This is a genomic window from Glycomyces sp. NPDC021274 (assembly GCF_040641195.1).
GTDB lineage: Bacteria > Actinomycetota > Actinomycetes > Mycobacteriales > Micromonosporaceae > Glycomyces.
In genome coordinates, this window is sequence record NZ_JBFADC010000011.1 from 158,914 (window position 1) to 184,518 (window position 25,605).

The window sequence follows — 25,605 nt, forward strand, 5'->3', positions numbered from 1 at the left end:
GCCGCCCGGTTTCGAGGACGGGGCGGCGGCGTCGTTGTTCGCTAGTCGCGCAGGAACGGGGGCCGTTTGCGGATCTCGCGCAGGTAGGCCGGGTTGTTCTGGAAGTAGCGGCGCCAGAGCCGCTTGGGCTCCTTCGTGAGCCGGAAGAGCCATTCGAGGCCGTTGCGCTGCATCCACGGCGGGGCCTGCGGAACGAGCCCGGCGTGGAAGTCGAACGCGGCGCCGACGCCGAACATCGCGGGGGCGTTCAGGCGGTCGCGGTGGGCGGCCATCCAGCGCTCCTGCTTCGGCGTCGAGAGCCCCACCCACACCAGCTGCGCGCCGGAGTCGTTGATGCGCTTGACGATCTCGGCGTCCTCCTCCTCGGTGAGGGGGCGGAACGGCGGCGAGTACATGCCGGCGAACTTGACGCCGGGAATGCGCTCGGCGAGCTTCTCGGCGAGCAGTTCGGGCACGCCGTCCTTGCCGCCGTAGAGGAACGAGGTCCAGCCGCGCTCGGCGGCGCGGGCGAGCACGTTGAGCATCAGGTCGGGCCCGTAGACCCGGTCCATCCAGTCGGCGCCGGCCTTGTGCCCGGCCCACACCATCGGCATACCGTCGGGCGTGGTGAGCCCCGAGGCGTTGTGGATGGCGAGGAGCTCGGGGTCGCGCTGGGACTCCATGACGCCGTGCACGCCGGTGACGCACACGTAGTGGCGTTCACCGGAATCGACCCAGCGGGTCACCTCGGCCAGCGCCGTCGCCTGGTTGACGGTGGAGACGCCGACGCCGAGGACGTCGACACGGCGGAGCTTCGGGTCGGACATTACAGGCTGTACTTGGCTTTGACCTGGTCGTAGACCCACTCGTAGGTCTTGGTCATGCCCTCGCGGAGGCTGATGGACGGCTCCCAGCCGTAGTACTTCTGGATGAGCGTGTTGTCCGAGTTGCGACCGCGCACACCCAGGGCGCCGTCGACGTGCTTGAGCTCGATGTCGATCCCGGCGATGTCGGCGACCAGGTAGTACAGGTTGTTGATGGTGGTCAGCTCGGAGGAGCCGAGGTTGAGGGGCTCGGTGACGTCGCCGCGGGTGAACATCTTGGTGCCCTGGACGCAGTCGTCGATGTACGTGAAGGAGCGGGTCTGCTCCCCGTCGCCCCAGATCTCCACGGTCTTCTCGCCCTTGAGGGCGGCGAGGGCGATCTTGCGGCAGGTGGCGGCGGGGGCCTTCTCGCGGCCGCCGTCCCAGGTGCCGACGGGCCCGTAGATGTTGTGGTAGCGGGCGATGCGGGTCTCGAGGCCGAAGTCCTCGCGGAAGTGGCGGCACATGCGCTCGGAGAAGAGCTTCTCCCAGCCGTAGCCGTCCTCGGCGTCGGCGGGGTAGGCGTCCTCTTCCTTCAGCGGGGCGATGTCCGCCTCGGTCTGCTTGTAGCCGGCGTAGACGCACGCGGAAGAGGAGTAGAAGAAGCGCCCGACTTCGGCGTCCTTCGCGGCCATGAGCATGTGGGTGGAGGGGAGGACCGAGAGCATGCACAGGGCCTTGTTGTTCTCGATGAAGCCCATGCCGCCCATGTTGCAGGCGAGGTTGTAGACCTCGGCCGCGCCGTCGCCGACCGCTTCGCGGCAGGCGTCGAGGTCGGCGAGGTCGCGCTGGAGGTTCTCGGTGTCGCCGTGGACCTGGTACCACTCGTCGAGGGGCTTGACGTCGACGGCGCGAACGGTCTTGCCTTCGGCGAGGAGGCTCGCCACCAGGTGTCCGCCGATGAATCCACCGGCTCCCGCCACTACCGCGTCCACGCTTGCCGCCATCGTCACTCCTCAAGGTTTCGGATACGGGGAAAGAAGCCTCAGCCTACCCGTCGCGTCTCCGCGCCCACCAGCCGGGAAATGGGGTGTAAGTCACCGTTGGGGGCGGTTTCGGGGGCGTTCGCGGGCTCGTCCGCGCCGCGCCGCAGCAGCTGTGCGGGGCCGATCACGAACAGGTCCGGGGCGGGGTCGGCGGTGATGGCGGCTTCGACGCGGGGGGCGATGCAGTAGAGGCGCGTCTTGGGGTCGCCGAGGAGCCGCCTGACGTAGCGGAGGCGTTTGAGCTGGCGTTCGACCATCTGGAACTTCCAGCGGATGGTGCCCAGGGCGATCGGTTCGCCGGCGGCGTTCCAGGCGGCGAGTTCGATGGTGCGCAGCTGCCGGAAGCGCGGGTCGGGGACGGTGAGGCGGGTGGTCTGCGCGGCGGCCGGGTCGTTGAGCGCCCATTCGCGGGCGAGGCGGTGGAATTCGGGGCGGCACACGTACCGGTCGAAGCGGGCGTGGGTCATCCGCCACAGTTTGTCGGTGATGTACCCGCGCCGCCAGCGCGGGAGGTGCTGGGCGAGCATCGCGTAGTGGAAGCGCGCGAAGCGGTGCTCCATGGTCCAGAACGGCGCGTCGGGGTCGAGGGGGTTCGCTTCGGCGCGGATGAGGCCGGCGGCTTCGAGGTGCGGGAGGAGGACGTCGAGGTCGGCTTCGGTGAGGCCGGTGGCGGCGCGCAGGTCGTAGGGGGTGCGGGGCCGGGTGGTGATGGCCGCGAGGACATCGTCGGTGGGCTTGTCCGGGGCTTCGCCGAGGACGTCGGCGACGGCGGTGGCGGCGGTTTCGAGGAAGGGGCCCTCGGGCCGCAGGAACGCGGCCTTGACCCAGGCGTCGACCGCGTGCTTGTTCTGGGGGAGCTCGCCGGCCCGCGCCAGGAGGGCGGGGTCGGAGCCGAGGAGGGCGTGGACGCTGACGGCCGTCTCAGGGTCGGCCACGCCTACGGAGAGGATGGACTCGCGCAGTTCGTTCATAGCGGATTTGATGCTACACAGGGGCTGCGCGGGTCACAGTTCGCGGAACATGAGGTGCATGCCGACCAGGCCCTGGACGGGGTGCCGGAAGGTCCCCGGGAGTACGGCGAGGGTGCGGAAGCCGAGGGAGTGCCAGAGGTCGACGGCGGGCGTGTTGGTGGCGACGACGGCGTTGAACTGCATGGCGGTGAAGCCGTCCGCGCGGGCGCGGGCGAGGGCGGCCTCGCCGAGGGTGCGGCCTACGCCCTGGCCGCGGACGGCCGGGTCGACCATGAACCCGGCGTTGGCGATGTGCGAGCCGCGGCCGGCGTGGTTGGGTTGAATCGCGGCGATCCCGGCGACGCGCCCGCCGGACGATCCGCTTGCGCCGGGACCGTCCTGGCCGGTGCTGCCCTCGCCCGCGCGGTCCATGTCGGCGCTGCTCTCGCCGGCGCGGTCCATGTCGGCGCGGTCCTCAATGACGGCGACGAGGGCGCTCGAGGGCGCCTCTCGCTCGATCCAGAAGGCGCGCAAGACTTCCTCGGGGGTGTCGCTCTCCCACACGAAGTGCTCGCCGGAGGCGACGACCGGCTGGGCGAAGGCCCACACGGCGGGCCAGTCCTCGGGGCGGGCGTCACGGATCTGCATGGCACGAAAGCGTAATCGGCAAGCCTTGCTCGCGCCAGCGCGCCGAGGCGGGTTCCACTCGGGGTGGCCGGGCCCGCCGCTTCGCCGAGGCGCGGGCGTGGACCGCTGCCGGGGTCGACACCGGTCTGCATGGAGCGGAAGCGTCCTCATCGAGCGGTTCCCGCGCGCCGTTGCGCCGTTGCGCCGTTGCGCCGTTGCGCCGTTGCGCCGTTGCGCCGTTGCGCCGTTGCGCCGTTGCGCCGTTGCGCCGTTGCGCCGTTGCGCCGACCGATGTCATACCCCTCTGCCAGGGTTGATGTCGGGGGCCCATCGATGTCCGTTTTGCCGGGACGCTCCGTTCACATTCCGCTCAGCGCGGCGGCTGCCAGTCCGACAGGGACGCCGCCTGGTGCTGCACCCACGAGTCGGGCACGGCCCGCAGGAGGCTCTTCGTCACGCCCCTGCCGCCGGAGGCGATCGTGTGGACGCGCCGCGAGAGGCGGGCGACGCGCTTGATCCGCGCCATGCGGGCCCGGTCGTAGGAGCCGAGTGCGGCCGGCACCGATTCGGGACTGCGGCGCAGCGCCCAGCCGAGGGTCACCGCGTCCTCCAGGGCGAGGCTCGCGCCCTGCGCGAGGATCGGCGCGACGCCGTGCGCGGCGTCGCCCAGCAGCACCAGGCCGCCCGCGCCCACCGGCTGGTGGAACGCCGGCGGGACCGGCCACACGTACCGGACCGATTGCTGGGTCAGCTCCGAGGGCCGGGTCGCGGCGATGAACTTGCCCACGGGCGCGGGCCAGTCGGCGAACCACCGGTTGATGAGCTCGTGCTGGATCTGCGGCGACTCGGGCCGCATCCCGCCGGGAACCGTCGCCCACCAGCAGGCCCCGGCGTGCCCGAGGTCGCCGTAGCCGAAGCGGCGGCGGTCGGGGCCGTAGATCTCGACGGCGTCGGTAGTGCGCTCGGGGGCTCGGTGGGCGGGCACGAGGCCGCGGAAGCACACCACCCCGGCGTCCACTGTGGGCGATCCGGGGGCGATGATGGCGCGACTCGGCGAGTCGATGCCGTCGGCGGCGACGACGAGCTCGGCGTCCCAGCGGCGCGAGGCGTCACCGGCGGCCAGGTCGACCATGTCGATCCGGTCGACCTGGGTCGCCGGGTGCACCTGGACGTTGTCGCCCAGGCGCGACACGAGCGCCTCGTAGAGCATCGCGGTGTGCACCATGACCGAAGGCGTGCCGTCGTCGGCGCCGAGCATCGCCGCCGAGAACGAGCTCGACAGGCGCTCCTCATTGCGCATCTCGAAGCGGTCCACCGGGGTCCCGGAGGCGTCGAGCAGCGCGTCGACGCCGAGCGCGCGCAGTGCGCGCACCCCCGAGGCCCAGAGGATCATGCCGAGGTCGTCGCCTTTGAGGCGCTCGCGCCGCTCCAGCAGCGCCACCTGCCAGCCCAGCCGGGACAGGACGATGGCGCTGGCGAGTCCGGCGACGCCGGCGCCGACGACTACGGCTCTTCGGTTCTGCATCTGCACCTGCCCGGGGGTGGGGTCAGCTGTCCTCGCGGGGTTTGCCCGCGTCGGACGAGGGCTCGACGTCGAGCGGCTCGTCGGGGATCACGTCGTCCTCGGGCCGGTCGGGTTCGGGTTCGGGTTCGTCCTCGGCGGAGGCGGTCTCGCCGGGTTCGGCGCCCTTGGGGAGGGCGCCGTCGACGTAGCCGGCGGCCGCGGCCTCGGCGGAGTCCCAGTCGACGGTGACGCGCTCGCCGCCGTCGATGACGAAGACCTGGCGGGTGCCGCGCGCGAAGATCAGGTAGGCGACGGCGAGGACGACGACGATGACGCTCATCCACTGGTTGAGGCGCAGCCCGCCGAAGGCCTCGGCGGGGTCGATGCGCAGGCCCTCGATCCAGAACCGGCCGATGCCGTAGAGGGCGACGTAGAGGGCGACGGCGCGCCCGGCCCCGAACTTGGCCTTGCGGTCGGCGAGGACGACGGCGAGCGCGACGCCGACGTTCCACAGCAGTTCGTACAGGAACGTGGGGTGGAACGTGGAGTACTGCGAGTACCCCGCGACCCGGTGGTCGGTGTCGATCGCGACGGCCCACCAGGTGTCGAGGGGCTTGCCGTAGAGCTCCTGGTTGAACCAGTTGCCGAGGCGGCCGATGGCCTGCCCGACGGGGATGCCGGGGACGATCGCGTCGGCGACCATCGCGAACGGCAGCTTCAGCTGGCGGCAGCCGAGCCAGACGCCGACCGCGCCGAGGGCGACGGCGCCGGGGATGCCGAGGCCGCCCTCCCAGACGGCGAGGGCCCTCCACGGGTCGCCGTCGGGGCCGAAGTAGGCGTCGGGGCTGGAGAAGACGTGGTAGATGCGGGCGCCGACGATGCCGAACGGCACGGCCCACACGGCGAGGTCGAGCACGGCCCACTTGGGGGCGCCGCGCGAGCGCATGCGCGCCTCGGCGATCCAGCAGGCGGCGACGATGCCCGCGATGAGGCAGAGCGCGTACGCGCGGATCGGGATGGGGCCGAGGTGCCAGACGGACTCCGACGGGCTCGGGATATATGCGAGGTCCACGACGAGTAAACCTATCGGTTGCGCGAGCGGGGCCTGGCAGGGGCCCGAGCCGGTCCCACGCCGCGGCTCGCCTCGCGGCTCCCGATGCGGCGGTGCAGGTTTCGCATACCGCCCATATCGCCCCGCGGTGCGGGCGCGGCGAGGCCCCGCGGGCGGCGCCCGCGGGGCCTGCGTGTCGCTACCGGCGCACGCCCGCGGCGAGGTCCGCGGTGAGCTCGGCGAGTTTCTGGTGGCCCGTGGGGATGTCCTCGGACTCCAGGTAGCAGTTGACGATGGCGGAGCCGACGATGACCGCGTCGCCGTAGGCGCCGATCTCGGCGGCCTGGTCGCCCGAGCGGACGCCGAGGCCGACGCCGATCGGCAGGTCGGTGTGCCTGCGGGTGCGCTCCACGAGTGCGGGTGCGGCCGCGGAGGTGGCGGCGCGGGCGCCGGTGACGCCCATGACCGACTGCGCGTACACGAACCCGCGGCAGGCCGCCACTGTGGAGGCGATGCGCTCGTCGGTGGAGGACGGTGCGACGAGGAAGACCCGGTCGAGGCCGTGCGCGTCCGAGGCCGCGATCCACTCCCCCGCCTCGTCGGGGATGAGGTCGGGCGTGATGAGCCCGGCCCCGCCCGCGGCGGCGAAGTCGCGCGCGAACCGGTCGACCCCGTACCGCTCCACGAGGTTCCAGTAGGTCATGACGAGGATCGGGACGCGGCCGGCGACCGCCTCGGTCACCGCGAACACCTGCCGGGTGCGGAACCCGCCCGCGAGGGCCTGGTCGGCGGCCTTCTGGATCGCCGGGCCGTCCATCACCGGGTCCGAGTAGGGCAGGCCCAGCTCGATGATGTCGGCCCCGTGGTCGATCATGATGTCGACGGCCTTGATCGAGTCGGCGAGGGTCGGGTAGCCCGCGGGCAGGTAGCCCACCAGCGCGGCCCGGCCCTCGGCCTTGGTCTTCGCGAAAGCGTCGGCGGCGTGCACGGCTACTCCCCGCTCTTCTCAGGGGCGCCTGCGAAGCCGAAGTACTCGACGACGTTGCCCATGTCCTTGTCGCCGCGCCCGGAGAGGTTCACCAGGACGCGCGAGCCGGGTTTGAGGCCCTTCGCGAGGCGCAGCGCCCCGGCGAGGCCGTGCGCGGACTCGATCGCGCAGATGATGCCCTCGGTGCGGGCGAGCTTCTCCAGGGCCGCCATGGCCTCGGCGTCGTCCACGGGCTCGTAGGCGGCGCGCCCCGTGGCGGCGAGGTGCGCGTGCTCGGGGCCGACGCCCGGGTAGTCGAGGCCGGCGGAGATCGAGTGCGACTCGATGGTCTGGCCGTCCTCGTCCTGGAGGACGAACGTGCGGGCGCCGTGGAGGACGCCGACCTGCCCGGCGGTGATGGTCGCGGCGTGGCGGCCGGTGTCGTACCCGTCGCCGCCCGCTTCGAAGCCGAAGAGCTTGACGTCGGCGTCGTCGAGGAACGCGGTGAAGATGCCCATCGCGTTCGAGCCGCCGCCCACGCACGCGGCGACGACGTCCGGCAGGGCCCCGGTGCGCTCGAGGAACTGGGCGCGGGCCTCGTCGCCGATGCCGCGGCAGTAGTCGCGCACGAGCTGCGGGAACGGGGCAGGGCCGCCGACCGAGCCGATGAGGTAGTGCGTGTGGTCCACGGAGGCGACCCATTCGCGCAGGGCCTCGTTCATGGCGTCCTTCAGCGTCCGCGAACCGGTGGTCACGGGGACCACCTCGGCGCCGAGGAGCCGCATCCGGGCGACGTTCAGCGCCTGGCGGCGCGTGTCCTCCTCGCCCATGTACACGGTGCATTCGAGCCCGAAGTAGGCGGCGGCCGTAGCGGAGGCGACCCCGTGCTGGCCCGCGCCGGTCTCGGCGATGATGCGGGTCTTGCCCATGCGCTTGGTCAGCAGGGCCTGCCCGAGGACGTTGCGGATCTTGTGCGCGCCGGTGTGGTTGAGGTCCTCGCGCTTGAGCCAGACCTCCACCCCGGCCTCTGCGGAGAGCCGCTCGGCGAAGTACAGCGGGGACGGCAGGTTCCCGTACTCGCGGCCGAGCTTGTCGAGTTCGGCGGTGAACGCCGGGTCGGCGAGCGCGGCCGTGTGGGCGGCCTCGAGCTCGTCGAGGGCACTGATGAGCGCTTCGGGGACGAAGCGGCCCCCGAATTCGCCCCAGTGGCCGCTGGCATCTGGATTAGGCACGGTGTCTCGCTCCCCTTCGCAACTCGCTGCCCGGGCGCGCGGTGCCGCGCACCTCAGGGCGCACCTGTGTGTCGTCCGCGACCGCTAGATCGGGCGCGGCGTGGCCGGGTGGGACCCGGCGGTGACCAGCTCGGCGACGGCGTCGCGCGGGCTCTTCGTCTTGACGACGCCCTCGCCGACGAGCACGGCGTCGGCGCCGGCGCTGGCGTAGCGGATGAGGTCGCGGGTGCCCCTGACGCCCGATTCCGCGATCTTGACGACGTCGCGGGGCAGGCCGGGGGCGATGCGCTCGAACACCGAGCGGTCCACGTCGAGCGTAGTCAGGTCGCGGGCGTTGACGCCAATGACTTTCGCGCCGGCGCGCAGGGCGCGGTCGGCCTCGTACTCGGTGTGGACTTCGACGAGGGCGGTCATGCCGAGGCCTTCGATGCGCTCGTGGAGCGAGACGAGGGTGTCCTGGTCGAGGGCGGCGACGATGAGGAGCACGAGGTCGGCGCCGTGGGCGCGGGCTTCGAGCACCTGGTAGGGGGTGACCACGAAGTCCTTGCGGAGCACCGGGATCTGAACTTTGGCGCGGACGGCGTCGAGGTCGCCGAGGCTGCCTTTGAAGTAGTGCTGCTCGGTGAGGACCGAGATGACGGCCGCGCCGCCCGCGGCGTACTCGGCGGCGAGCACGGCCGGGTCGGGGATGTCGGCGAGGGCGCCTTTGGAGGGGGAGGCGCGCTTGACCTCGGCGATGACGCTGACGCCGCCGCCGGAGAGCGCGGCGTACCCGTCGAGCGCGGGGCGGGCGGCCTCGGCGCGCTCGCGGATCAGCTCGATGGGGGTCTCGGTCTGGCGCCGTTCGAGATCGGCGCGGACTTCGGTGATGATCTGCTCCAGCACGTTCACCTAAGATCGTCCCTTCTCCTGCGCCGATGCCGTGATATTAGGCGACGAGGGGTCCTCGCCGGAGTCGAGGGCGTTCCACAGCGACACCGGGTCCTCTGCTATGGCGGACGCCTTGTCCGGGGCCGCTTCGTAGCGGTCGCGGCTGTCCGGCCAGCGGCCGGCGCGGGCGGTGGTGGCGGCCCCCGCGGACGCGAGGACGAGCGCGGCGGCGCCCATGGTGATCGGCCATGCTCCCGCGTCCAGATTGAGCGCCCCGCCGAGGGCGGTCGCGAGGCCGGCGAGGGCGGCGACGACGCCGAGGACGCGGCGGGCGCGGTTGCCGGTGGCGAGCATCGCCAGGAAGGCCGCGCCGCCGGCGAGGGCGCACGGCAGGGCCCAGGAGGCGAGGTCGGTGCCGGCCTGGGCGGTGGTGGCGGTGATCCCGGCGTGCCCGGTCTCGTTGACGGCGGTCCAGTCGCGGGAGGCGGCGAGCGCGCTGAGGGCGGCCGCGAGGATCCCCGCGAGGAGCACGCGGGTGCGTTCGGCGGCGCCGGCCGCGGCCGTGCTCGTTTCGGCGGCGCTGTTGTCGGCGGCGGTCTCGCTGTTCGCTTCGCTCATGCGATCTCCCTTCCGGTGAAGCAGGTGCGGGTGCCGGTGTGGCAGGCGGGGCCGGTCTGGTCCACCTGGAGCAGGACGGTGTCGCCGTCGCAGTCGGCCGCGACCGCGACGACCGCCTGGTGGTGGCCGGACGTCTCGCCCTTGACCCAGTACTCGCCGCGGCTGCGCGACCAGTAGGTGGCCTTGCGGGTGGCGACGGTGCGCCGCAGCGCCTCGGCGTCCATCCACGCGAGCATGAGCACCTCGCCCGTGTCGTGCTGCTGCGCGATGGCGGGGACGAGCCCGTCGGCGTTGAACGTGAGGTTCGCGATCACGTCGTCGCTGGTCTGTCCTGCTTCCACGCTTACCGATTGTGATCGCACCCCCGCGCGGACCGCCACCCGGCCCCGGTCGGGAGTGCATCGTGGGATTCTCGGGGGCATGGCGCTCCCTTATGTGATCGTTTCGGCCGCGATGAGCATCGACGGCTTCCTCGACGACGTCTCGCCCGAGCGGCTGATGCTGTCGAACGCCGCCGACTTCGACCGGGTGGACGCGGTGCGCGCGAGCGTGGACGCGATCGTCGTGGGGGCCGGGACGGTGCGCGCGGACGACCCGCGGCTGCTGGTGCGCTCGCCTGAGCGGCGCGAGGAGCGGCTGGCGGGCGGGAGGCCGGCGTCGCCGCTGCGGGCCGTGATCTCCCCGTCGGGGCAGCTCGAACCGGGCGCCAGGCTCTTCGACCGCGCCGCGGACGACGCGGCCGGGCGCGTCGTGGTCTACACGAGCATCGAAGGGGCGCGGACGTTCCCGCTCGGACCGGAAGCGGACGAGTTCGGGCCCGCGACCTGGCCCGAGGGCTCGGCGCACCCCGAGGTGGTGTCGGTCGGCGACGTCGGCGTCGCACCGCTCGCGGTCCTGGAGGACCTGGCCGGGCGCGGCATCGAGCGGGTCCTTGTGGAGGGCGGCGGCATCGTGCACACCGCGTTCCTCTCGGCCGACCTCGCCGACGAACTGCACCTGGCGGTCGCGCCGTTCCTGCTCGGCAGCACCGGCGGGCCGCGGTTCGTGCACGCCGCCGCGTTCCCGCAGTCACCCGAGCGGCCCCTGCACCTGGTCGAGACGCAGACCATCGGAGCGGTCGCGCTGCTCCGCTACCGGCGGGAATGACCGCCAAGGCCCCCAAAAGCGGCAGAGCTCCACAATGCATCATTTATGGTGACGGGAGCGCCACAGCATGCCGACGAACGGAGCCACCCGATGGCCACGCCCGAACCACCCTCCGAAGCGCCACCGGAAACCCCCGAGACGCCCCCCGCCGAACCCGAACCCGAGCCCCGGCAGGAGACGCTGCCGGTCGACAAGATCACCTTCGGCATCGCCGCCAGCGTCGTCCTCGCCGTCATCCTCCTCGGCGCGCTCTTCCCCGAAGGCTTCGAAACCGCCTCCACCGCGGCCCTCGACTGGGTCATCGGCAACTTCGGATGGCTGTTCATCATCGCCGGGAACCTCTTCCTGATCCTCGCGGTCTACATCGCCGTCAGCCGCTACGGCAACATCCGCCTCGGCCGCGCCGACGAGGAACCCGAGTTCGGCACCCTCCCGTGGATCGCCATGATGTTCGCCGCGGGCATGGGCATCGGCCTCATGTTCTTCGGCGTCGCCGAACCCCTCTCCCACTACCTGGAGGTCCCGCCCCCGCTCGAACTCGAACCGGACTCCGCGTTCTTCGAGGAGGACCGGCAGCGCGGCGCACTCATGTACAGCTACTTCCACTGGGTGCTGCACCCGTGGGCGATCTACGCCGTCGCCGGCCTCGCGCTGGCGTACTCGACGTTCCGCAAAGGACGCGGCAACAACCTCAGCGAGGCGTTCCACCCGCTCACCGGCGGCCGGCGCTGGGCGCCCGCGGCCGGCCGGGCGATCGACCTCATGGGCATCTTCGCGACGGTGTTCGGCACCGCGGCGAGCCTCGGCTTCGGCGCCCTGCAGGTGGCGGTCGGCCTCGACATCGTCGCCGGAGTGCCCGGCTCGACCCGGCTGGAGCTCATCGTCATCGGGGCGCTGACGGCCGCGTTCGTGATCTCCGCGTTCTCCGGCGTCCACCGCGGCGTCAAATGGCTCTCGACCCTGAACGTGCTGCTGGCGGCGCTCATCATGGTGTTCGTCTTCATCGCCGGGCCGACCCTGTTCCTCCTCGACGCCTGGCCCTCCTCGGTCGGCTCCTACCTCTCGGACCTCGTGCGCATGTCGAGCGTCACCGGCGCCTTCGGCGGCGAGGACTGGATGGCGGCCTGGACGATCTTCTACTGGGCGTGGTGGCTCTCGTGGGCGCCGTTCGTCGGCACCTTCATCGCCCGCATCTCACGCGGACGCTCGGTCCGCCAGTTCATCGCCGGCGTGCTGCTCGTGCCCTCCACGGCCTCCACGGTGTGGTTCGCCGTCATGGGCGGCACCGCGATCTGGAAGCAGGCGAACACCGGCGCGGACTACAGCGGGGCACTGGCAAAAGGCGAGGAGTACGCGATGTTCGCGCTGCTCGAGTCGATGCCGTTCTACGCCCTGGTCTCCGGCATCACCATGCTGCTCGTCGCGAACTACTTCGTGACCAGCGCCGACTCCGCGTCGCTCGTCCTCGGCTCACTCTCGAGCTCCGGCTCACTGGTGCCCAAGAAGCCGCTCGTGGTGTTCTGGGGCCTGACCATCGGCGGGGTCGCGGCCGTGCTGCTCCTCAGCGGCGGGCTCGAAGGCCTCAAGAACGCGACGATCATCGTCGCACTGCCGTTCATGCTCGTGATGCTCCTGCTCTGCGTCGCGCTCATGAAGGAGCTCAAATCCGACCCGGGCGCCAATCCGCTGCGGCACCAGTTGCGGCACAAGGGATTCCGGGACGCCATCCGCAAAGTCGTCGGCGAGGAGGTCGACAGCCGCACCGCCGACCCCAACAAGTGGGGCCGGGGACGGATGCGCTTCGGCGTCGGCAGCGGACGCCGCAACGGGAACGACGAGTGAGCGCCGCCGGCGCGAACAGCACCGCGCACGACCGGCCCGCCGCTGCTATTTTATGGGGTGACCCTGCGGCGGAAGGAAACCCCATGAAGGCGATCGTGGTCGAGCAGACCGGCGGGCCGGGCGTCATGCGAGTGCTCGAAGGCGAGGATCCGGGCCCGCGCCCGGGCCAGATCGCCGTCAAGGTCGCCGCCGCCGGCGTCAACTTCATCGACGTCTACCACCGCACCGGCGCCTACGGGCTCCCGCTGCCGTTCACCCCCGGCCTCGAAGGCGGCGGCTACGTCGCGGCCATCGGCGCCGGCGTCACCGGCTTCACCGTCGGCGACGAAGTCGCCTGGAAGAGCGTCCCCGGCTCCTACGCCGACCTCGTCGTCGGCGACGCCGACGAGTTCGTGCCCGTCCCCGAGAAGGTCGCCGTCGAGACCGCCGCCGCCGTCATGCTCCAAGGCCTCACCGCCCACTACCTGTGCAACACCGTCCACCCCGTGCAGGAAGGCGACACCGTCATCGTCCACGCCGCCGCCGGCGGCATGGGACTCCTCCTCACCCAGATGGTCAAATCCAAGGGCGGCAAGGTCATCGGCACCGTCTCCACCGACGCGAAAGCCGAACTCGCCCGCCAGAACGGCGCCGACCACGTCCTGCGCTACGAAGGCTTCGGCGCCAAAGCCCGCGAACTCACCGGCGGCGAAGGCGTCGCGGCCGTCTACGACGGCGTCGGCAAGACCACCTTCAGCGAAGGCCTCACCGCACTGCGCCGCCGCGGCGTCATGGCACTCTTCGGCCAGGCCAGCGGCCCCGTCCCGCCCGTCGACCCCCAGGACCTCCACCGCGGCGGCTCACTCGTCCTCACCCGCCCCACCCTCCACGACTTCACCGCCACCCGCGAGGAGTACCTCTGGCGCGCGAACGAGGTCTTCCAGATGATCGAGGACGACGACCTCCTCGTCCGCGTCGGCGAGACCTTCCGCCTCGAAGAGGCCCCCGAAGCCCACCAGGCCCTCGAAGCCCGCAAGACCACCGGGAAGCTCCTGCTCATCCCCTAGCGCTAGTCCACAACGGACACTGCGCGCTCGCGGAACGTGCGGCGGTACGCCGACGGCGAGACCCCCAGCGCCGCCCGCAGGTGCTGGCGCAGCGACACGCCCGTGCCGAGCCCCGCGCGCTGCGCGATCTGGTCCACCGTGAGCTCGCTCGACTCCAGCAGCCGCCGGGCGTGCTCCACGCGCTGGCGGGTGAGCCACTGGGTCGGGCTCTGGCCGGTCTCCTCGCGGAACCGGCGGGTGAAGGAGCGGCGGCTCATCCGCGCCCGCCGCGCCAGATCGTCGATCGACAGTGGACGGTCGAGGTGCTGCAGGGCCCATTCGCGGACCTCGGCGGTGCCCGCCCCGGTCTCCTCGGGCACCGGCCGCTCGATGAACTGCGCCTGCCCGCCCTCGCGCCACGGCGGCACGACGCAGCGGCGCGCGACCGCGTTCGCGACCTGGCTGCCGTGGTCGCGGCGCACCAGGTGCAGGCACAGGTCCACGGCCGCACCGGCGCCGGCCGAGGTGAGGATGCGACCCTCGTCGACGAACAGGACATCCGGGTCGACCTTGACCTCGGGGTGGCGCTCGCTGAGCCGGGCGGTGAGCATCCAGTGCGTGGTCGCGCTGCGGCCGTCGAGCAGGCCCAGGTGGGCGAGCACGAACGCGGCGCTGCAGAAGGAGACGATCCGCGCCTCGGGCCGGATGCGCGCGAAAGCCGCCTCGAGCCCGGCGGGCAGATCGGGCACGTCGCATGAAGGTCCCCCAACCGGGTCCACAGTGGCCACGATGACGGTGTCGGCGCTCGCCAGCAGCTCCGGCCCGTGCTCCACGTTGATCGTGTACCCGGCCGTGGTGCGGACGGGACCGCCGTCGAGGGAGCACACGCGCACGTCGTACCGGCGGGTGCCGTCGGCGCGGCCGGCCGACGCGAAGACGCGCTCGGGGATGCCGAGGTCGAACGTGATCACACCGTCGAGGGCGAGGACCGCGACGCGGTGGGGCGCTGGCGCACTGGAGACCGTCATGGCCCGATTCTTTCACATAACGGCCTCCAGGCCGCTAGGCGAAAGCCCGCCACTGCCGAAGACTAGGGGGCACCGCAAGGCCACTGCCAGAAAGGAAACGCCATGACCACCATGCGCGCCATCACCCAGAACGCCCTGGGCGGGTCCGAAGTCCTCGAACTCGTCGAGGTCGAGCGGCCCGAACCGGGCCTGGGCGAGATCCTCGTGAAGGTGCACGCCGCCGGCCTGAACCCGGTGGACTGGAAGGTGCGGACCCACGGCGCGATCACCGGGGCTCCCACCCCGTTCACGGTGGGCTGGGACGTCTCCGGCACCGTGGCCGCCGTCGGCCCCGGCGTGCGGCTCTACCGGGTCGGCGACGAGGTCTACGGCATGCCGCGGTTCCCGCAGTTCGCCGCCGCGTACGCCGAGTACGTGACCGCACCCGCCCGCCACTTCGCACCCAAGCCCGCCGGCCTCACCCACGAGGAGGCCGCGGCCCTGCCGCTCGCGGCCCTCACCGCCTACCAGTCCCTGGTGGACGTCGCAGATCTCCAAGCGGGACAGAAGGTCCTCATCCACGCCGCCGCCGGCGGCGTCGGCCACCTCGCAGTCCAGATCGCAAAGGCCCAGGGCGCGTATGTGATCGCCACCGCCAGCGCCGCCAAGCACGAGTACCTGCGGGGCATCGGCGCCGACGAGGTCATCGACTACACGGCCGTCGACTTCGCCGAGCAGGTGAGCGGGGTCGACGTGGTGCTCGACTGCGTCGGCGGCGAGTACGCCGCCCGATCGGCCCCGGTGGTGCGCGACGGCGGGCACCTCGTCATCCTGCCGAGCGCGGCCGAGCTCCCCGAATCGGAGCTGGCCCGGATCAACGCCGGCTTCAACCTCGTCGAACCCGACCTGGGCGGGCTCAAGGCGATCACCGCGCTGGTGGAGGCCGGGCAGCTCACGCCCACGGTGTCGGAGACGTACGCGCTCGAGGACGCGGGCAAGGCCCACGAGGCCCTGGAGCCGGGTCGCACGGTCGGCAAGATCGTCCTCACCGTCGCCTAGTTGTCCACAGGCCCTCCACCAGGCAACAAAAGTGCTGCTCACGAAGTTATCCACAGGCAGGAAACTGTTGTTGCCGGTCCACTACCCCGCGTGTTGTAGTAGATAGCAAAAAACGCCATCGGGCACCGGCGGGATGGCGGCGACATAAGGGGATTCGCGAACGTCGCCATACCGAGACCGCGCGCGGCAATCCGGCCGCGCGCGGTCCCCGCCAGGTGCCACACCCCTCCGCCTCCGCGGAGGACGCGCGTGGCGGTCGGGCCCAGGCCCGACCGCCACGCCGCAACACCAGCTCAGTCCAACTCGGCCAGTTCAGGTCAACCCGGAACTCGACTCAATTCGAGCGCGTCTGCTCGACCCACGAGCCGTGCAGCCCCGCATACACCGAACCGGGCTCAGCGGCCAGTTCCGCGTGCGGGCCCTGCTGCACCAGATTCCCCGCGTCGAAGACCAGCACCTCGTCAGAGGTCTCGGCCGTCGACAGGCGGTGCGCGATGATCACCGTGGTGCGCCCGCGCGTGACCGCGTCCAGCGCCGACGAGAGCCGCAGCTCAGTGGCCGGGTCGACGGCGCTCGTGGCCTCGTCGAGCACAAGCAGGTCTGGGTCGGCCACATACGCGCGCACCAGCGACACCAATTGGCGCTCGCCCACACTCAAATTCGCGCCGCTCTCGCCCAACTGGGTCTCGAGGCCGGCCGGGAGGGTCTCGAGCCAGTCATCCAGGCCGAGCTCAGCGAAGGCCACATAGATCTCCGCGTCCGTCAGCTCGGGCCGGGCGAAACGCACGTTGTGCGCGAGGGTGCCGTTGAACAGGAAGCCCTCCTGGGGCACCATCGTCACCCGGCTGCGCAGCGACGCGAACGTGACACCTGTGAGCGGGGCGCCGCCGATCCGCACGCTCCCCGAGGTCGGGTCCATCAGCCGGGTCAGCAGCTTCGCGAACGTGGTCTTGCCCGAACCGGTCTCGCCGACCACCGCGACCTTCGAATGCGCCCGGATCTCGACGTCGATGCCGTGCAGCACCTCCTCGCCGCCCGGGTACGCGAAGCGCACGCCCTCGAAGCGGATCCCTAGGGGCCCTTCGGGAAGGGCGATACCGTCGACCGGGTCGGCGACATCGGGCTCGGTGTCGACGATGTCGAGCACGCGCCGCCAGCCGGAGACCGCGTTCTGGGCCTCGTTGAGGGTCTCGGTGCCGATCACCACGGGCTGGGTGAAGAGGATGACGAGGAACAGGAACGCCGTCAGCTCGCCCACGGTCATCGATCCGTCGGCGACGAGGAACGCGCCGAGAACCACCACGACCACGTTCACGCCCAGGTAGACCAGCTCTCCCGCGCCGAACGAGAACGCCGAGCGGCTGATCGCGCGGGTCTGGTCGCGCCGGTGCTCGTTGATCGAAGCGTCGAGCCGCTCGCTCGTGCGCGCCCCGACCCCGTACGCGCGCACCGTGCCCGCGCCGACCACCGACTCGGCGACGGCCGAGAGCATTTTGGACACGCTCTTGCGCACATCGGTGTAAGCGGCGGCCAGGTGCCCCTGCAGCCATTTGATCAGCCAGGTCACCGGGATGAACACGATCCACACCGCGATCGCCAGCTGCCACGAGTACACCGCCATGACCACGGTGGCGACGACGATCTGCGCCGCCGCCGTCACCAGCACCATGCCGCCCTGCTGCAGGAACGTGCTCACCTGGTCGATATCGGTCGTGACGCGCGCGGTCAGCGCACCGCGCCGCTCGGACTGCTGGTGCAGCATCGACAGGTCGTGGATGTGCCGGAACGTCCTGCGCCGCAGTGAGGCCAGCGCGTGCTCGGAGACGACGAACAGGCGGCGGTTCATCAGGTAGTTGGTGCCCGTGGTGACGAGTAGGGCCGCGACGCCGAGGGAGGCGACGAGCACGACGTACCCGATGTCGGGCCCGCCTTCGCCGAGGAGGCCGTTGTCGAGGACCTGCTGCGCGCCGACGGGGACGACGAGGCGGCCGATGGAGGTGACGGCGGCGAGGAACACGGTGAATCCGAGGCCGCGGCGCAGTTCGGGTGAGAGCCGCAGGCCGCGTTTGACGGTCTGCCACGGGCCGGGCTGCGTCTGGGTTGCGTCCTGCGCGCTCACGCCGTGGTCTCCTCTTCGTTGCGGTTGGTGCCGTTGATGTCGGCGTTGAGTTCGGTGTCGTTGAGTTCGGTGTCGTCGAATTCGCTGTCGAATTCGCGTTCGGCTTCGGCCCGCTCGTAGGCGGTGACGAGGTCGGCGTAGGGCTGGTGGGTCTTGAGCAGGTCCTGGTGGGGGCCGCGGGCGGTGATGCGGCCGTTTTCGAGGAAGACGACTTCGTCGGCGAGGGCGATGGTGGCCCTGCGGTAGGCGACGACGAGGACGCTCGCGACTTCGGAGGAGTCTTTGAGGCCGGTGAGGATCTGGGACTCGACTTTCGGGTCGACGGCGCTGGTGGCGTCGTCGAGGATGAGCATCCGGGGTTGGCCGGCGAGGGCGCGGGCGAGGGTGAGTCGCTGGCGCTGGCCGCCGGAGAGGGTGGTGCCGCGTTCGCCGACTTCGGTGTCGAGGCCGTCTTCGAGGGCGGCGGTGAATTTTTCGGCTCCGGCGGCGACGAGGGCGTCCCAGAGGCGGTCGTCGTCGAGGCCAGTGCGGTCGAGGGCGAGGTTGGCGCGGACGGTGTCGTCGAAGACGAACGGGATCTGCTGGACGAGGGCGGTGGTGCGGGCGAGGGTCGCGTGGGTGAGGTCGCGGAGGTCGTGGCCGTCGAGGGTGACGGTGCCGCGGGTGGGGTCGACGAGGCGGGCGGCGAGATGGGCGAGGGTGGATTTGCCGGAGCCGGTGGCGCCGACGAGGGCGACGGTGGTGCCGGGTTCGACGGTGAAGGTGACTTCGTGGAGGGCTTCGTGGCCGTCGGGGTAGGCGTAGGCGACGGCGTCGAATTCGAGGCGGGCGGGGGTGGTGGTGTCGGGGAGTTGCTTGGTGCCATATGACATGTCACCGGTGGCGGCGAGGACGTGGTCGACGCGGCGGCGGCCGACGACGGAGCCGGGGAGGTCGCCGAGGACCCAGCCGATGGCGCGGACGGGGAAGGCGAGGACGGAGAACATGAAGGAGACGGTGACGAGTTGGCCGAGGTCGATGGCGCCGGCTTCGAAGCGGGCGAGGCCGACGAGGAGTGCGACGAGGACGCCGATTTCGGGGAGTCCGGAGATCGCCGGTTCGAAGGCGGCGCGGAGGCGGCCGACGCCGATCATGGCGTCGCGGAGGTCTTCGGCGGTGGCGCTGAAGCGTTCGGTTTCGGCGGCTTCGCGTCCCATGGCTTTGACGACTAGGGCGCCGTCGAAGGATTCGTGGCCGACGGCGGAGACTTCGGCGCGGAGTTCTTGGGCGCGTTTGGCGCGGGGGGCCATTTTGGTGGCGAAGAGGGCGTTGAGGGCGAAGAGGGCGGGGAACATGCCGAGGGCGACGAGGGCGATGGCCCAGTCGATCCAGAGGAAGGCGCCCATGGCGACGACGACCATGAAGAGGGTGCCGACGGCGAAGGGGAGGGGGGCGAGGGGGCGGGTGGCGGCTTCGACGTCGGCGTTCGCGTTGGAGAGGAGGGTGCCGGTGGGGTGCTTCTGGTGCCAGGAGACGGGGAGGGCGAGGTAGCGGCGGGTGATCTGGCGGCGCCAGTGGGCTTGGACGCCGAACATCATGACGCCGGCGCCGATGCGGCGGGCGCACATGGTGGAGAAGCGGACGATGGAGGTGCCGAGGAGGGCGGCGACGCCGATCATGACGGTGGCGAGGACGACTTCGCCGTTCTCGTAGGCGGGTACGGCGATCGCGGAGACGACCCAGCCGACGACGAAGGAGAGGAAGAGCGTCATCGCCGTGTTCGCCATGGCTCCGGCGGCGCCTACTGCGAACGGTTTGGGTTCGAGGCGGATCATGTCGCCGATGTTGCGCAGTCCTTGGCGGAGGATGCGGTCGTCGGCGGGTTGGTCGTCGAAGGACGGTGTGTCGGCGCCGGTGGGCAGCGTCATCGGGTCTCCGGTCGGTGGGTGCGGGCGCCAGCCCTGGGAAGTGCTGGCTAGCCGGTCGGCAAGCAACCGCTAGCAATGATGCCTCGCGCCTGGGCCGGTCGCCAACCGCAATTCCACCGGATGGCACCGATCGGCATGGTCACGCACGGTTCGCTACGGGTCGACAAACTGTCGTACTCGTAGGTCAGGGTTGATACCGGGGGCCCATCGATGTCCGATTTGCGGAGACCCTCCGCTCACGTTCGACCGATCGGTTCCACCGCGTCGAACGGCCGCACTCCCCGGGAGGCTCAGCGATCGAGGCCCGGCCCCAGGGAATATGGCGCCTCGTCAACCGCCGGGTGTTCGTCCTGCGGCGGCTCGCGGGCCGGCCGAAGCCGGTCGCTAGCGGACCGGGTGGCCCGTCTCGCGCAGTTCCTGCTTGACTTCGCCGATCGCGACGTCGCCGAAGTGGAAGATCGAGGCGGCGAGGACCGCGTCGGCGCCGGCGTCGACTGCGGGCGGGAAGTGGGCGGCCTTGCCGGCGCCGCCGGAGGCGATGAGCGGGATGTCCACGGCCGCGCGCACGGCGGCGATGAGTTCGAGGTCGAAGCCCTGCTTCATGCCGTCGGAGTCGATCGAGTTGAGCAGGATCTCCCCCGCCCCCAGTTCGGCGGCGCGGGCGCACCATTCGACGGCGTCGAGGCCCGTGGAGCGCTTCTGGCCGCCGTGGGTGGTGACCTCCCAGCCGGATGCGGTGTCGCGCCCGGAGGCGACGTCGGCCGAGAGCACGAGCACCTGGTTGCCGAACCGCTCCGCGATCTCGGAGATGACCTCGGGGCGGGCGATCGCGGCGGTGTTGATGCCGACCTTGTCGGCGCCGGCGCGCAGGAGCCGGTCGACGTCGTCGGGGGTGCGGACGCCGCCGCCGACGGTGAGCGGGATGAAGACCTGCTCGGCGGTGCGGGCCACGACGTCGTACATGGTCGCCCGGTCGCCGGACGAGGCGCTCACGTCGAGGAACGTGAGCTCGTCGGCTCCGGCCGCGTCGTAGGCGGCGGCCAGTTCGACCGGGTCGCCCGCGTCGCGCAGGTTCTCGAAGTTGACACCTTTGACGACCCGCCCGGCATCCACGTCCAGGCAGGGGATCACACGCACCGCAACAGTCACGCGGCAAGCCTACAGGCGGGGCGGTGCGGTGGCGTCCGCCATATTTCCACCTCGGACTTGAACACGTTCAAGAGTGGGTGTAGCGTCGAGACAAGAGTTGAACATGTTCAACTCAAGCCCGAACCACCCCGCACAGAACGGAGCACTGCCATGGACCTGGCAGTCATCGGCTACATCGCCTACCTCCTCGTCGCCATCCCCCTCACGATCTGGGTCGCCCGCACCCTCGGCGCCAACGGCTTCCACTTCATCAAGGACGTCTTCGCCGGCGACGAGCAGCTCGCCCAAGCGGTCAACAAGCTCCTCCAGGTCGGCTTCTACCTCCTGAACTTCGGGTTCGTGGCACTGTGGCTGCGCACCGCCGACCCCATCCCCGACGCCCGCGGCGTCTTCGAGACCGTCGCCGTCAAGATCGGCGCCGTCCTCCTCGTGCTCGGCCTCCTCCACGTCCTCAACGTCCTGGTGCTCAACGGGTTCCGCAAGCGCGGGCACGTCGACGCCCGCGCCCTCGCGACCCTGGAACCGCCGCGCCCGCCGCAGCGGCCCCAGGCGTACGGCGCCTGAACCGCAGTAGGATCGCCTGCGTGAGCACCGAAGCCGAGTCCTCTGACGCGTCCGCCCGCCCCTCCTCGAAGGGCGAGCGGACGCGGCAGCGCATCATCGACACCGCGCTCGACATGTTCGCCGAGCGCGGCTACGACAAGACCACGATGCGGGCGATCGCCGCCGAGGCCGGTGTGTCCGTGGGCAACGCCTACTACTACTTCAAGTCCAAAGAGCACCTCATCCAGGGCTTCTACGAGCAGGCCACCACCCGCCACGCCGAGCTCACCCCCCGCCTGCTCGACGGCAAGGAGACCCTCGCCGAGCGGATCGAGGCGGCGCTGCTCGCCTGGCTCGACATCGCCGGGCCCTACCACGCGTTCGCGGGCCAGTTCTTCCGGAACGCGGCCGACCCGTCCAGTCCGCTGAGCCCCTTCTCGGCCGACTCCACCGAGAGCCGGGACCGCGACATCGCCCTGTACCGCGAGGTCCTGGAAGGCTCGAAGACCAAGGTCCCCAAGGACATGGCGGACATCCTGCCGGAGATGCTCTGGCTCCACCAGATGGTGGTGGTCCTGTACTGGGTGTACGACGCCTCGCCCGGCCAGGAGAAGTCGCGCGAGCTGGCCTGCCGCACGGCGCCACTCGCGGCCCGCGTCGTGGCCCTCTCCCGCCTGAAGATCCTGCGGCCCCTGGTGAAGCAGGGCGAGGAGCTCGTGCGGGACTTCCTCATCACCAGGCGTCCCGAGTAGACGCGGGACGGGCCGGCGGGACGAGTGTCCCGCCGGCCCGTTCAGCCTGTGCCGCAGCGCAATGGCGCAGGCGTCAGCAGTCGCGCAGCTCCGGCGACTGGTTGAGCAGCTGCCCGCGCGGGGAGATGAACTTGCGGTACGTGTCCGAGTCGACCTCCGCCAGCGGGAACGCCGCGATCCGGTGGCAGTTCTGGAAGGCGAGCTTCACGCCGTAGTGGCGTTCGAGCGCGCCGCGCATCGAGTCCGAGGCGAGCACCCGCAGCAGTTGCCCGCGCGCCTGCTCGTCCGGCGGCGGGGTGGTGTTGTCGGCGAACTGGGTCGAGCCGCTCGACGAGACCACCCCGTTCTTCAGGTCGTTGACGACCTTGGCGATGAGCTCCCATGCGAACGGCAGCGACTGCTTGACGCAGTCGATGAAGTCGGCGTCGCCGACCTCCCCTGCCTCGGCCTTGTGCAGCAGGTCTTCAGAGACGTCAAGGGACATGCGTTCTCCTCTCGGTTCGAATCGGTTCATTGTGCTCGGTCCCGGTGACCCTCCGCTGTCGGGAAGTCGACGCAGAGGGGTCCCCGATCGCGAGCCGTCCAGAGCGGGCCGCACGGCGCTGTGCGGCGATCAGACGTGTTGCGCGCGGAGCAGGTGCTCCCCGAGGACGTACCCGGGCACGATCTGGTCGGCCAGGTCGACCCCGGCGCGGTCGTTCCCCCACGCCAGCGCGGCTTTGCGGTGGAATTCGTGGGCTTGGCGGGTGAATTTGGCCCAGTCCTTGCCGTCGGCGGCGGCGCGGTCGCGGGCGGCGTCGACGACGGCGAGGTTCTCGGGTTCGAGGGCGTCGACGGGGCCGACGCTGCCGCGTTCGGCGGCTTTGACGTAGCGGGAGCGGGTGCACCAGCCGATGAGGGCGTGGCCGACGTGCTCGCGCAGGAACGCGATGTCGTCGTCGTCGTCGATCTTGTTGCCGATCACGGAGATCCGGACGTCGTAGTCCTCGGCGTAGCCGAGGTACTGCTTGTAGACGCCGACGCTGCGGAGGGTGGGTTCGCAGACGAGGAAGGTGTGGTCGAAGCGGGTGAACATGCCGGAGGCGAAGGCTTCGGCGCCGGCGACCATGTCGACGATGACGAATTCGTCGGTGCCGTCGACGAGGTGGTTGAGGAGGAGTTCGACGGCGCCGACTTTGGAGTGGTAGCAGGAGACGCCGAGGTCGTCGTCGACGAAGCCGCCGGTGGCGGCGAAGCGGATGCCGTCGTGTTCGGTGAAGAGGGTGTCGAACACGGGGTTGGATTCGCCGACGGTGAGCAGGCGTGAGCCGGGCCCGGGCGGGGTGGTCTTGAGCATGAGGTCGGCGGAGGGGATGAGCGGGTTGGTGCCGCGCAGGTAGTCCTTGATGTCGTGGAGGTGCTCGCCGAGGACGGGGCCCATGGCGGCGGCTTCGGGGTCGAGGCCGAGTGCGGCGGCGAGGTGCTGGTTGATGTCGGCGTCGATGGCCATGACCGGGTGTCCGAGGGCTGCTGCGCGGCGTGCGAAGAGCGAGGCCATCGTGGTCTTGCCGGAGCCGCCCTTGCCGACGAAGGCGAGTTTCATGCTGTGGTTCCCCCACCAATTGAAAATGGTTGCTGATTTCAAATGGAGGGTAGCAGAGCCGGAATGTGACTGCGCCTCATACAGAAAGGGCCCCGCCGGCTGGTGCCGGCGGGGCCCTGGTGGCGCGAGTGGGGTCAGGGCAGGATCGCGGCGCCCGAGCCCTGGCCGGCGGTGATCTCCGATTCGAGCTGCGCGGCGGCCTTGGGCGCGGCGGTCTTCTTCCGCATCTTCCGTTCGACCAGGACCACCAGTTTCGAGAGGGCGTACGCCATCACGAAGTAGATGAACGCGGCGATGACGAGCGCCTGCAGGAACGAGTTGCTGTAGTCGCGGCCGATGATGTTGGCCGAGTGCAGCAGCTCGGGGTAGGTGATGACGTACCCCAGCGAGGTGTCCTTGAGGAGGATCACCAGCTGTGCGAGCACCGCCGGGAGCATGTTCCGCAGCACCTGCGGGAGCACGATGAGGCGCTGGACCTGCCCGTGGGTCAGGCCGACCGCGTACCCGGCCATGGCCTGGCCCGGCGGCAGGGCCGCGACGCCCGCGCGGAGGATCTCGGCGAGGACGGCGCCGTTGTAGATGCCGAGGCCGAGCACGAGGAACGTGAGGCGCCGGGTGTCGCTGGACCAGCCGAGGGTGTCGGAGGTGAAGCCGAAGTGGCCGTCGATGGTGAAGGAGATCCAGATGAGGAGGATCAGCGGCAGGGCCCGGAAGAACTGGACGTAACCGGTGGAGGCCCAGCGGGTCAGGGCGAACCGCGAGATCCGTCCGAATCCGAAGAGCACGCCGAGGATCAGCGCGAGGACCGATCCGAGCGCGAACGCGGTGAGGGTGTCGAGGATCGCGGGGATCCAGGTGGTCTCGACGACGAGGGCGTCGAGCGGGTTGACCCACCGGGACGCCTCGAAGAAGCCTTCGTCGGCGAGCACGCTGGCGGCGAACGCCAGCACGCCCAGGATGACGACCGCGGAGATGATGGAGGCGATGTTCGAGTTGCGGCGGCCTTTGGGGCCGAGCGCGTCGAACAGCACCGTGCTCTCGTTCTGTCTGCTCATGAGTCACCCGCTCTCATCGGACGAAGGCGGTGCGTCGTTCGACGAGCCGCACCAGGTAGCTGAAGGCGAACGCGATCAGCAGGTAGCTGACGGTGACGCCGATGATGACCCCCCAGAGGTCGAAGCGGCTCGCGTTGTCCTCGATGAGCCGGCGGGACTGGGCGGTGAGCTCGGTGACGCCGATGGCGAGCACGAGGGCGCTGTTCTTGACCAGGGCGATCAGGATCGACCCGAGGGGCGGGATGACGGCGCGCACGGCCTGCGGCAGGATCACGCCCTGCAGGGACTGCCCGAAGGTGAGCCCGATCGAGCGGGCGGCCTCGGCTTGTCCGAGCGGGATCGAGTTGATGCCCGAGCGCAGGGTCTCGCCGACGAACGCACCGGTGTACATGCCGAGTCCGAGCAGGGCCCAGACCCAGTTGTCGGCGACGATCCCGATCTTCGGCAGGCCGAAGTACATGATGAACAGGACCGCCAGGAGCGGGATGTTCCGGAAGAGCTGGGTGTAGGCGTTGGCCGCCCAGCGCGCCGGGAGTGCGGGGCTGACGTGCATGACCACGAGGATCATGCCGATGACCAGGGCGATCGTGTAGCTGGAGAGCGTGACCCACACAGTGGTCCAGGCGCCCCTGCCCAGGGCCGCCACCATGAGGTCGAAATTGTCGAACAAGCGGACTCCTCCATAAGGCGGGCGGTGGCGGCCGCTTCACGCGGCCGCGCACGGGTTCGAGCACGGCGTAGGGGGTGGCGCGGCCGGTGCGGCCGAAGGAGA

25 protein-coding genes are annotated in these 25,605 nt (G+C 70.8%); 6 read left to right on the top strand and 19 right to left on the bottom strand.

What is annotated here, in order from left to right; translation table 11 throughout:
* Positions 1-41: 41 nt before the first annotated feature.
* The 11 genes from AB0I03_RS21810 to hisI all read right to left on the bottom strand — a co-directional run bounded on the left by AB0I03_RS21810 (position 42) and on the right by hisI (position 9,988).
* Positions 42-806 carry a WecB/TagA/CpsF family glycosyltransferase gene (locus AB0I03_RS21810; protein WP_360415627.1) on the bottom strand — a complete coding sequence of 255 codons (765 nt, stop codon included), beginning with the start codon at positions 804-806 and terminating at the stop codon, positions 42-44.
* Positions 806-1,789: an NAD-dependent epimerase/dehydratase family protein gene (locus AB0I03_RS21815; protein ID WP_360415629.1), complete on the bottom strand. Its 984-nt coding sequence runs from the start codon at positions 1,787-1,789 to the stop codon at positions 806-808. The genes AB0I03_RS21810 and AB0I03_RS21815 overlap by 1 nt, the downstream gene beginning before the upstream one ends.
* Before the next feature lie 38 nt (positions 1,790-1,827).
* Entirely contained in the window at positions 1,828-2,799 is a 972-nt protein-coding gene (locus AB0I03_RS21820) for a hypothetical protein (protein ID WP_360415631.1), read from the bottom strand.
* Positions 2,800-2,832: 33 nt separating this feature from the next.
* On the bottom strand, positions 2,833-3,426 hold the full coding sequence (locus AB0I03_RS21825) for a GNAT family N-acetyltransferase (RefSeq protein WP_360415633.1): 594 nt from the start codon (positions 3,424-3,426) through the stop codon (positions 2,833-2,835).
* Positions 3,427-3,775: 349 nt separating this feature from the next.
* The gene (locus tag AB0I03_RS21830; protein WP_360415635.1) at positions 3,776-4,930 is read right to left on the bottom strand and encodes an NAD(P)/FAD-dependent oxidoreductase; all 1,155 of its coding nucleotides are present in this window, start codon (positions 4,928-4,930) and stop codon (positions 3,776-3,778) included.
* A gap of 22 nt (positions 4,931-4,952) precedes the next feature.
* Entirely contained in the window at positions 4,953-5,981 is a 1,029-nt protein-coding gene (lgt, locus tag AB0I03_RS21835) for a prolipoprotein diacylglyceryl transferase (RefSeq protein ID WP_360415637.1), read from the bottom strand.
* A 178-nt stretch (positions 5,982-6,159) separates the two neighbouring features.
* The gene (trpA, locus tag AB0I03_RS21840; RefSeq protein ID WP_360415639.1) at positions 6,160-6,948 is read right to left on the bottom strand and encodes a tryptophan synthase subunit alpha; all 789 of its coding nucleotides are present in this window, start codon (positions 6,946-6,948) and stop codon (positions 6,160-6,162) included.
* A gap of 2 nt (positions 6,949-6,950) precedes the next feature.
* Positions 6,951-8,159 carry a tryptophan synthase subunit beta gene (trpB, locus tag AB0I03_RS21845; protein ID WP_360415641.1) on the bottom strand — a complete coding sequence of 403 codons (1,209 nt, stop codon included), beginning with the start codon at positions 8,157-8,159 and terminating at the stop codon, positions 6,951-6,953.
* 84 nt (positions 8,160-8,243) lie between these two features.
* On the bottom strand, positions 8,244-9,050 hold the full coding sequence (trpC, locus tag AB0I03_RS21850) for an indole-3-glycerol phosphate synthase TrpC (protein ID WP_360415643.1): 807 nt from the start codon (positions 9,048-9,050) through the stop codon (positions 8,244-8,246).
* Positions 9,051-9,647 carry a Trp biosynthesis-associated membrane protein gene (locus tag AB0I03_RS21855; protein WP_360415645.1) on the bottom strand — a complete coding sequence of 199 codons (597 nt, stop codon included), beginning with the start codon at positions 9,645-9,647 and terminating at the stop codon, positions 9,051-9,053. It lies immediately after the preceding gene.
* Positions 9,644-9,988: a phosphoribosyl-AMP cyclohydrolase gene (hisI, locus tag AB0I03_RS21860; protein WP_360415647.1), complete on the bottom strand. Its 345-nt coding sequence runs from the start codon at positions 9,986-9,988 to the stop codon at positions 9,644-9,646. Before hisI ends, AB0I03_RS21855 begins: the two co-directional genes overlap by 4 nt.
* A 79-nt stretch (positions 9,989-10,067) precedes the next feature.
* Between hisI and AB0I03_RS21865 the strand changes: the two genes are divergently transcribed.
* From AB0I03_RS21865 to AB0I03_RS21875, 3 genes are all read left to right on the top strand, one after another.
* Positions 10,068-10,793, top strand: a complete 726-nt coding sequence (locus AB0I03_RS21865; protein ID WP_360415649.1) for a dihydrofolate reductase family protein — start codon at positions 10,068-10,070, stop codon at positions 10,791-10,793.
* Positions 10,794-10,883: 90 nt separating this feature from the next.
* Positions 10,884-12,635 carry a BCCT family transporter gene (locus tag AB0I03_RS21870; RefSeq protein WP_360415651.1) on the top strand — a complete coding sequence of 584 codons (1,752 nt, stop codon included), beginning with the start codon at positions 10,884-10,886 and terminating at the stop codon, positions 12,633-12,635.
* A gap of 83 nt (positions 12,636-12,718) precedes the next feature.
* Positions 12,719-13,681: a quinone oxidoreductase gene (locus tag AB0I03_RS21875; protein ID WP_360415653.1), complete on the top strand. Its 963-nt coding sequence runs from the start codon at positions 12,719-12,721 to the stop codon at positions 13,679-13,681.
* Positions 13,682-13,683: 2 nt separating this feature from the next.
* Here AB0I03_RS21875 and AB0I03_RS21880 read toward each other — a convergent pair whose 3' ends face one another.
* Positions 13,684-14,688: a helix-turn-helix domain-containing protein gene (locus AB0I03_RS21880; RefSeq protein WP_360415655.1), complete on the bottom strand. Its 1,005-nt coding sequence runs from the start codon at positions 14,686-14,688 to the stop codon at positions 13,684-13,686.
* A 111-nt stretch (positions 14,689-14,799) separates the two neighbouring features.
* Here AB0I03_RS21880 and AB0I03_RS21885 point away from each other — a divergent pair, with 111 nt between their 5' ends.
* On the top strand, positions 14,800-15,726 hold the full coding sequence (locus tag AB0I03_RS21885) for an NADP-dependent oxidoreductase (protein WP_360415689.1): 927 nt from the start codon (positions 14,800-14,802) through the stop codon (positions 15,724-15,726).
* Between the two features lie 334 nt (positions 15,727-16,060).
* Here the strand turns inward: AB0I03_RS21885 and AB0I03_RS21890 are convergent, their stop codons facing one another.
* The 3 genes from AB0I03_RS21890 to hisF all read right to left on the bottom strand — a co-directional run bounded on the left by AB0I03_RS21890 (position 16,061) and on the right by hisF (position 20,901).
* On the bottom strand, positions 16,061-17,845 hold the full coding sequence (locus AB0I03_RS21890) for an ABC transporter ATP-binding protein (RefSeq protein ID WP_360415657.1): 1,785 nt from the start codon (positions 17,843-17,845) through the stop codon (positions 16,061-16,063).
* On the bottom strand, positions 17,842-19,752 hold the full coding sequence (locus tag AB0I03_RS21895; protein ID WP_360415659.1) for an ABC transporter ATP-binding protein: 1,911 nt from the start codon (positions 19,750-19,752) through the stop codon (positions 17,842-17,844). The genes AB0I03_RS21890 and AB0I03_RS21895 overlap by 4 nt, the downstream gene beginning before the upstream one ends.
* Before the next feature lie 384 nt (positions 19,753-20,136).
* On the bottom strand, positions 20,137-20,901 hold the full coding sequence (hisF, locus tag AB0I03_RS21900) for an imidazole glycerol phosphate synthase subunit HisF (protein WP_360415661.1): 765 nt from the start codon (positions 20,899-20,901) through the stop codon (positions 20,137-20,139).
* 150 nt (positions 20,902-21,051) lie between these two features.
* Between hisF and AB0I03_RS21905 the strand changes: the two genes are divergently transcribed.
* Positions 21,052-21,465 (top strand): hypothetical protein, encoded by a 414-nt coding sequence (locus AB0I03_RS21905; RefSeq protein WP_360415663.1) that lies wholly within the window; start codon positions 21,052-21,054, stop codon positions 21,463-21,465.
* Positions 21,466-21,485: 20 nt separating this feature from the next.
* Positions 21,486-22,196 carry a TetR family transcriptional regulator gene (locus AB0I03_RS21910; RefSeq protein WP_360415665.1) on the top strand — a complete coding sequence of 237 codons (711 nt, stop codon included), beginning with the start codon at positions 21,486-21,488 and terminating at the stop codon, positions 22,194-22,196.
* Positions 22,197-22,269: 73 nt separating this feature from the next.
* Here the strand turns inward: AB0I03_RS21910 and AB0I03_RS21915 are convergent, their stop codons facing one another.
* From AB0I03_RS21915 to AB0I03_RS21930, 4 genes are all read right to left on the bottom strand, one after another.
* Positions 22,270-22,680 carry an SCO5389 family protein gene (locus AB0I03_RS21915; RefSeq protein WP_270114194.1) on the bottom strand — a complete coding sequence of 137 codons (411 nt, stop codon included), beginning with the start codon at positions 22,678-22,680 and terminating at the stop codon, positions 22,270-22,272.
* A 129-nt stretch (positions 22,681-22,809) separates the two neighbouring features.
* Positions 22,810-23,778 (bottom strand): ATP-binding protein, encoded by a 969-nt coding sequence (locus tag AB0I03_RS21920; protein ID WP_360415667.1) that lies wholly within the window; start codon positions 23,776-23,778, stop codon positions 22,810-22,812.
* Between the two features lie 134 nt (positions 23,779-23,912).
* Entirely contained in the window at positions 23,913-24,833 is a 921-nt protein-coding gene (locus tag AB0I03_RS21925; RefSeq protein WP_360415669.1) for an amino acid ABC transporter permease, read from the bottom strand.
* Positions 24,834-24,846: 13 nt separating this feature from the next.
* Positions 24,847-25,503, bottom strand: coding sequence for an amino acid ABC transporter permease (locus tag AB0I03_RS21930; protein WP_360415671.1), 657 nt, complete (start codon positions 25,501-25,503; stop codon positions 24,847-24,849).
* Positions 25,504-25,605 lie beyond the last annotated feature (102 nt).

Bases quoted from the DNA above. Each gene is read 5' to 3' on its own strand.
- AB0I03_RS21810 (WP_360415627.1), bottom strand. From the start codon at position 806: ATGTCCGACCCGAAGCTCCGCCGTGTCGACGTCCTCGGCGTCGGCGTC.
- AB0I03_RS21815 (WP_360415629.1), bottom strand. From the start codon at position 1,789: ATGGCGGCAAGCGTGGACGCGGTAGTGGCGGGAGCCGGTGGATTCATC.
- AB0I03_RS21820 (WP_360415631.1), bottom strand. From the start codon at position 2,799: ATGAACGAACTGCGCGAGTCCATCCTCTCCGTAGGCGTGGCCGACCCT.
- AB0I03_RS21825 (WP_360415633.1), bottom strand. From the start codon at position 3,426: ATGCAGATCCGTGACGCCCGCCCCGAGGACTGGCCCGCCGTGTGGGCC.
- AB0I03_RS21830 (WP_360415635.1), bottom strand. From the start codon at position 4,930: ATGCAGAACCGAAGAGCCGTAGTCGTCGGCGCCGGCGTCGCCGGACTC.
- AB0I03_RS21855 (WP_360415645.1), bottom strand. From the start codon at position 9,647: ATGAGCGAAGCGAACAGCGAGACCGCCGCCGACAACAGCGCCGCCGAA.
- AB0I03_RS21865 (WP_360415649.1), top strand. From the start codon at position 10,068: ATGGCGCTCCCTTATGTGATCGTTTCGGCCGCGATGAGCATCGACGGC.
- AB0I03_RS21870 (WP_360415651.1), top strand. From the start codon at position 10,884: ATGGCCACGCCCGAACCACCCTCCGAAGCGCCACCGGAAACCCCCGAG.
- AB0I03_RS21875 (WP_360415653.1), top strand. From the start codon at position 12,719: ATGAAGGCGATCGTGGTCGAGCAGACCGGCGGGCCGGGCGTCATGCGA.
- AB0I03_RS21880 (WP_360415655.1), bottom strand. From the start codon at position 14,688: ATGACGGTCTCCAGTGCGCCAGCGCCCCACCGCGTCGCGGTCCTCGCC.
- AB0I03_RS21885 (WP_360415689.1), top strand. From the start codon at position 14,800: ATGCGCGCCATCACCCAGAACGCCCTGGGCGGGTCCGAAGTCCTCGAA.
- AB0I03_RS21895 (WP_360415659.1), bottom strand. From the start codon at position 19,752: ATGACGCTGCCCACCGGCGCCGACACACCGTCCTTCGACGACCAACCC.
- AB0I03_RS21905 (WP_360415663.1), top strand. From the start codon at position 21,052: ATGGACCTGGCAGTCATCGGCTACATCGCCTACCTCCTCGTCGCCATC.
- AB0I03_RS21915 (WP_270114194.1), bottom strand. From the start codon at position 22,680: ATGTCCCTTGACGTCTCTGAAGACCTGCTGCACAAGGCCGAGGCAGGG.
- AB0I03_RS21920 (WP_360415667.1), bottom strand. From the start codon at position 23,778: ATGAAACTCGCCTTCGTCGGCAAGGGCGGCTCCGGCAAGACCACGATG.
- AB0I03_RS21925 (WP_360415669.1), bottom strand. From the start codon at position 24,833: ATGAGCAGACAGAACGAGAGCACGGTGCTGTTCGACGCGCTCGGCCCC.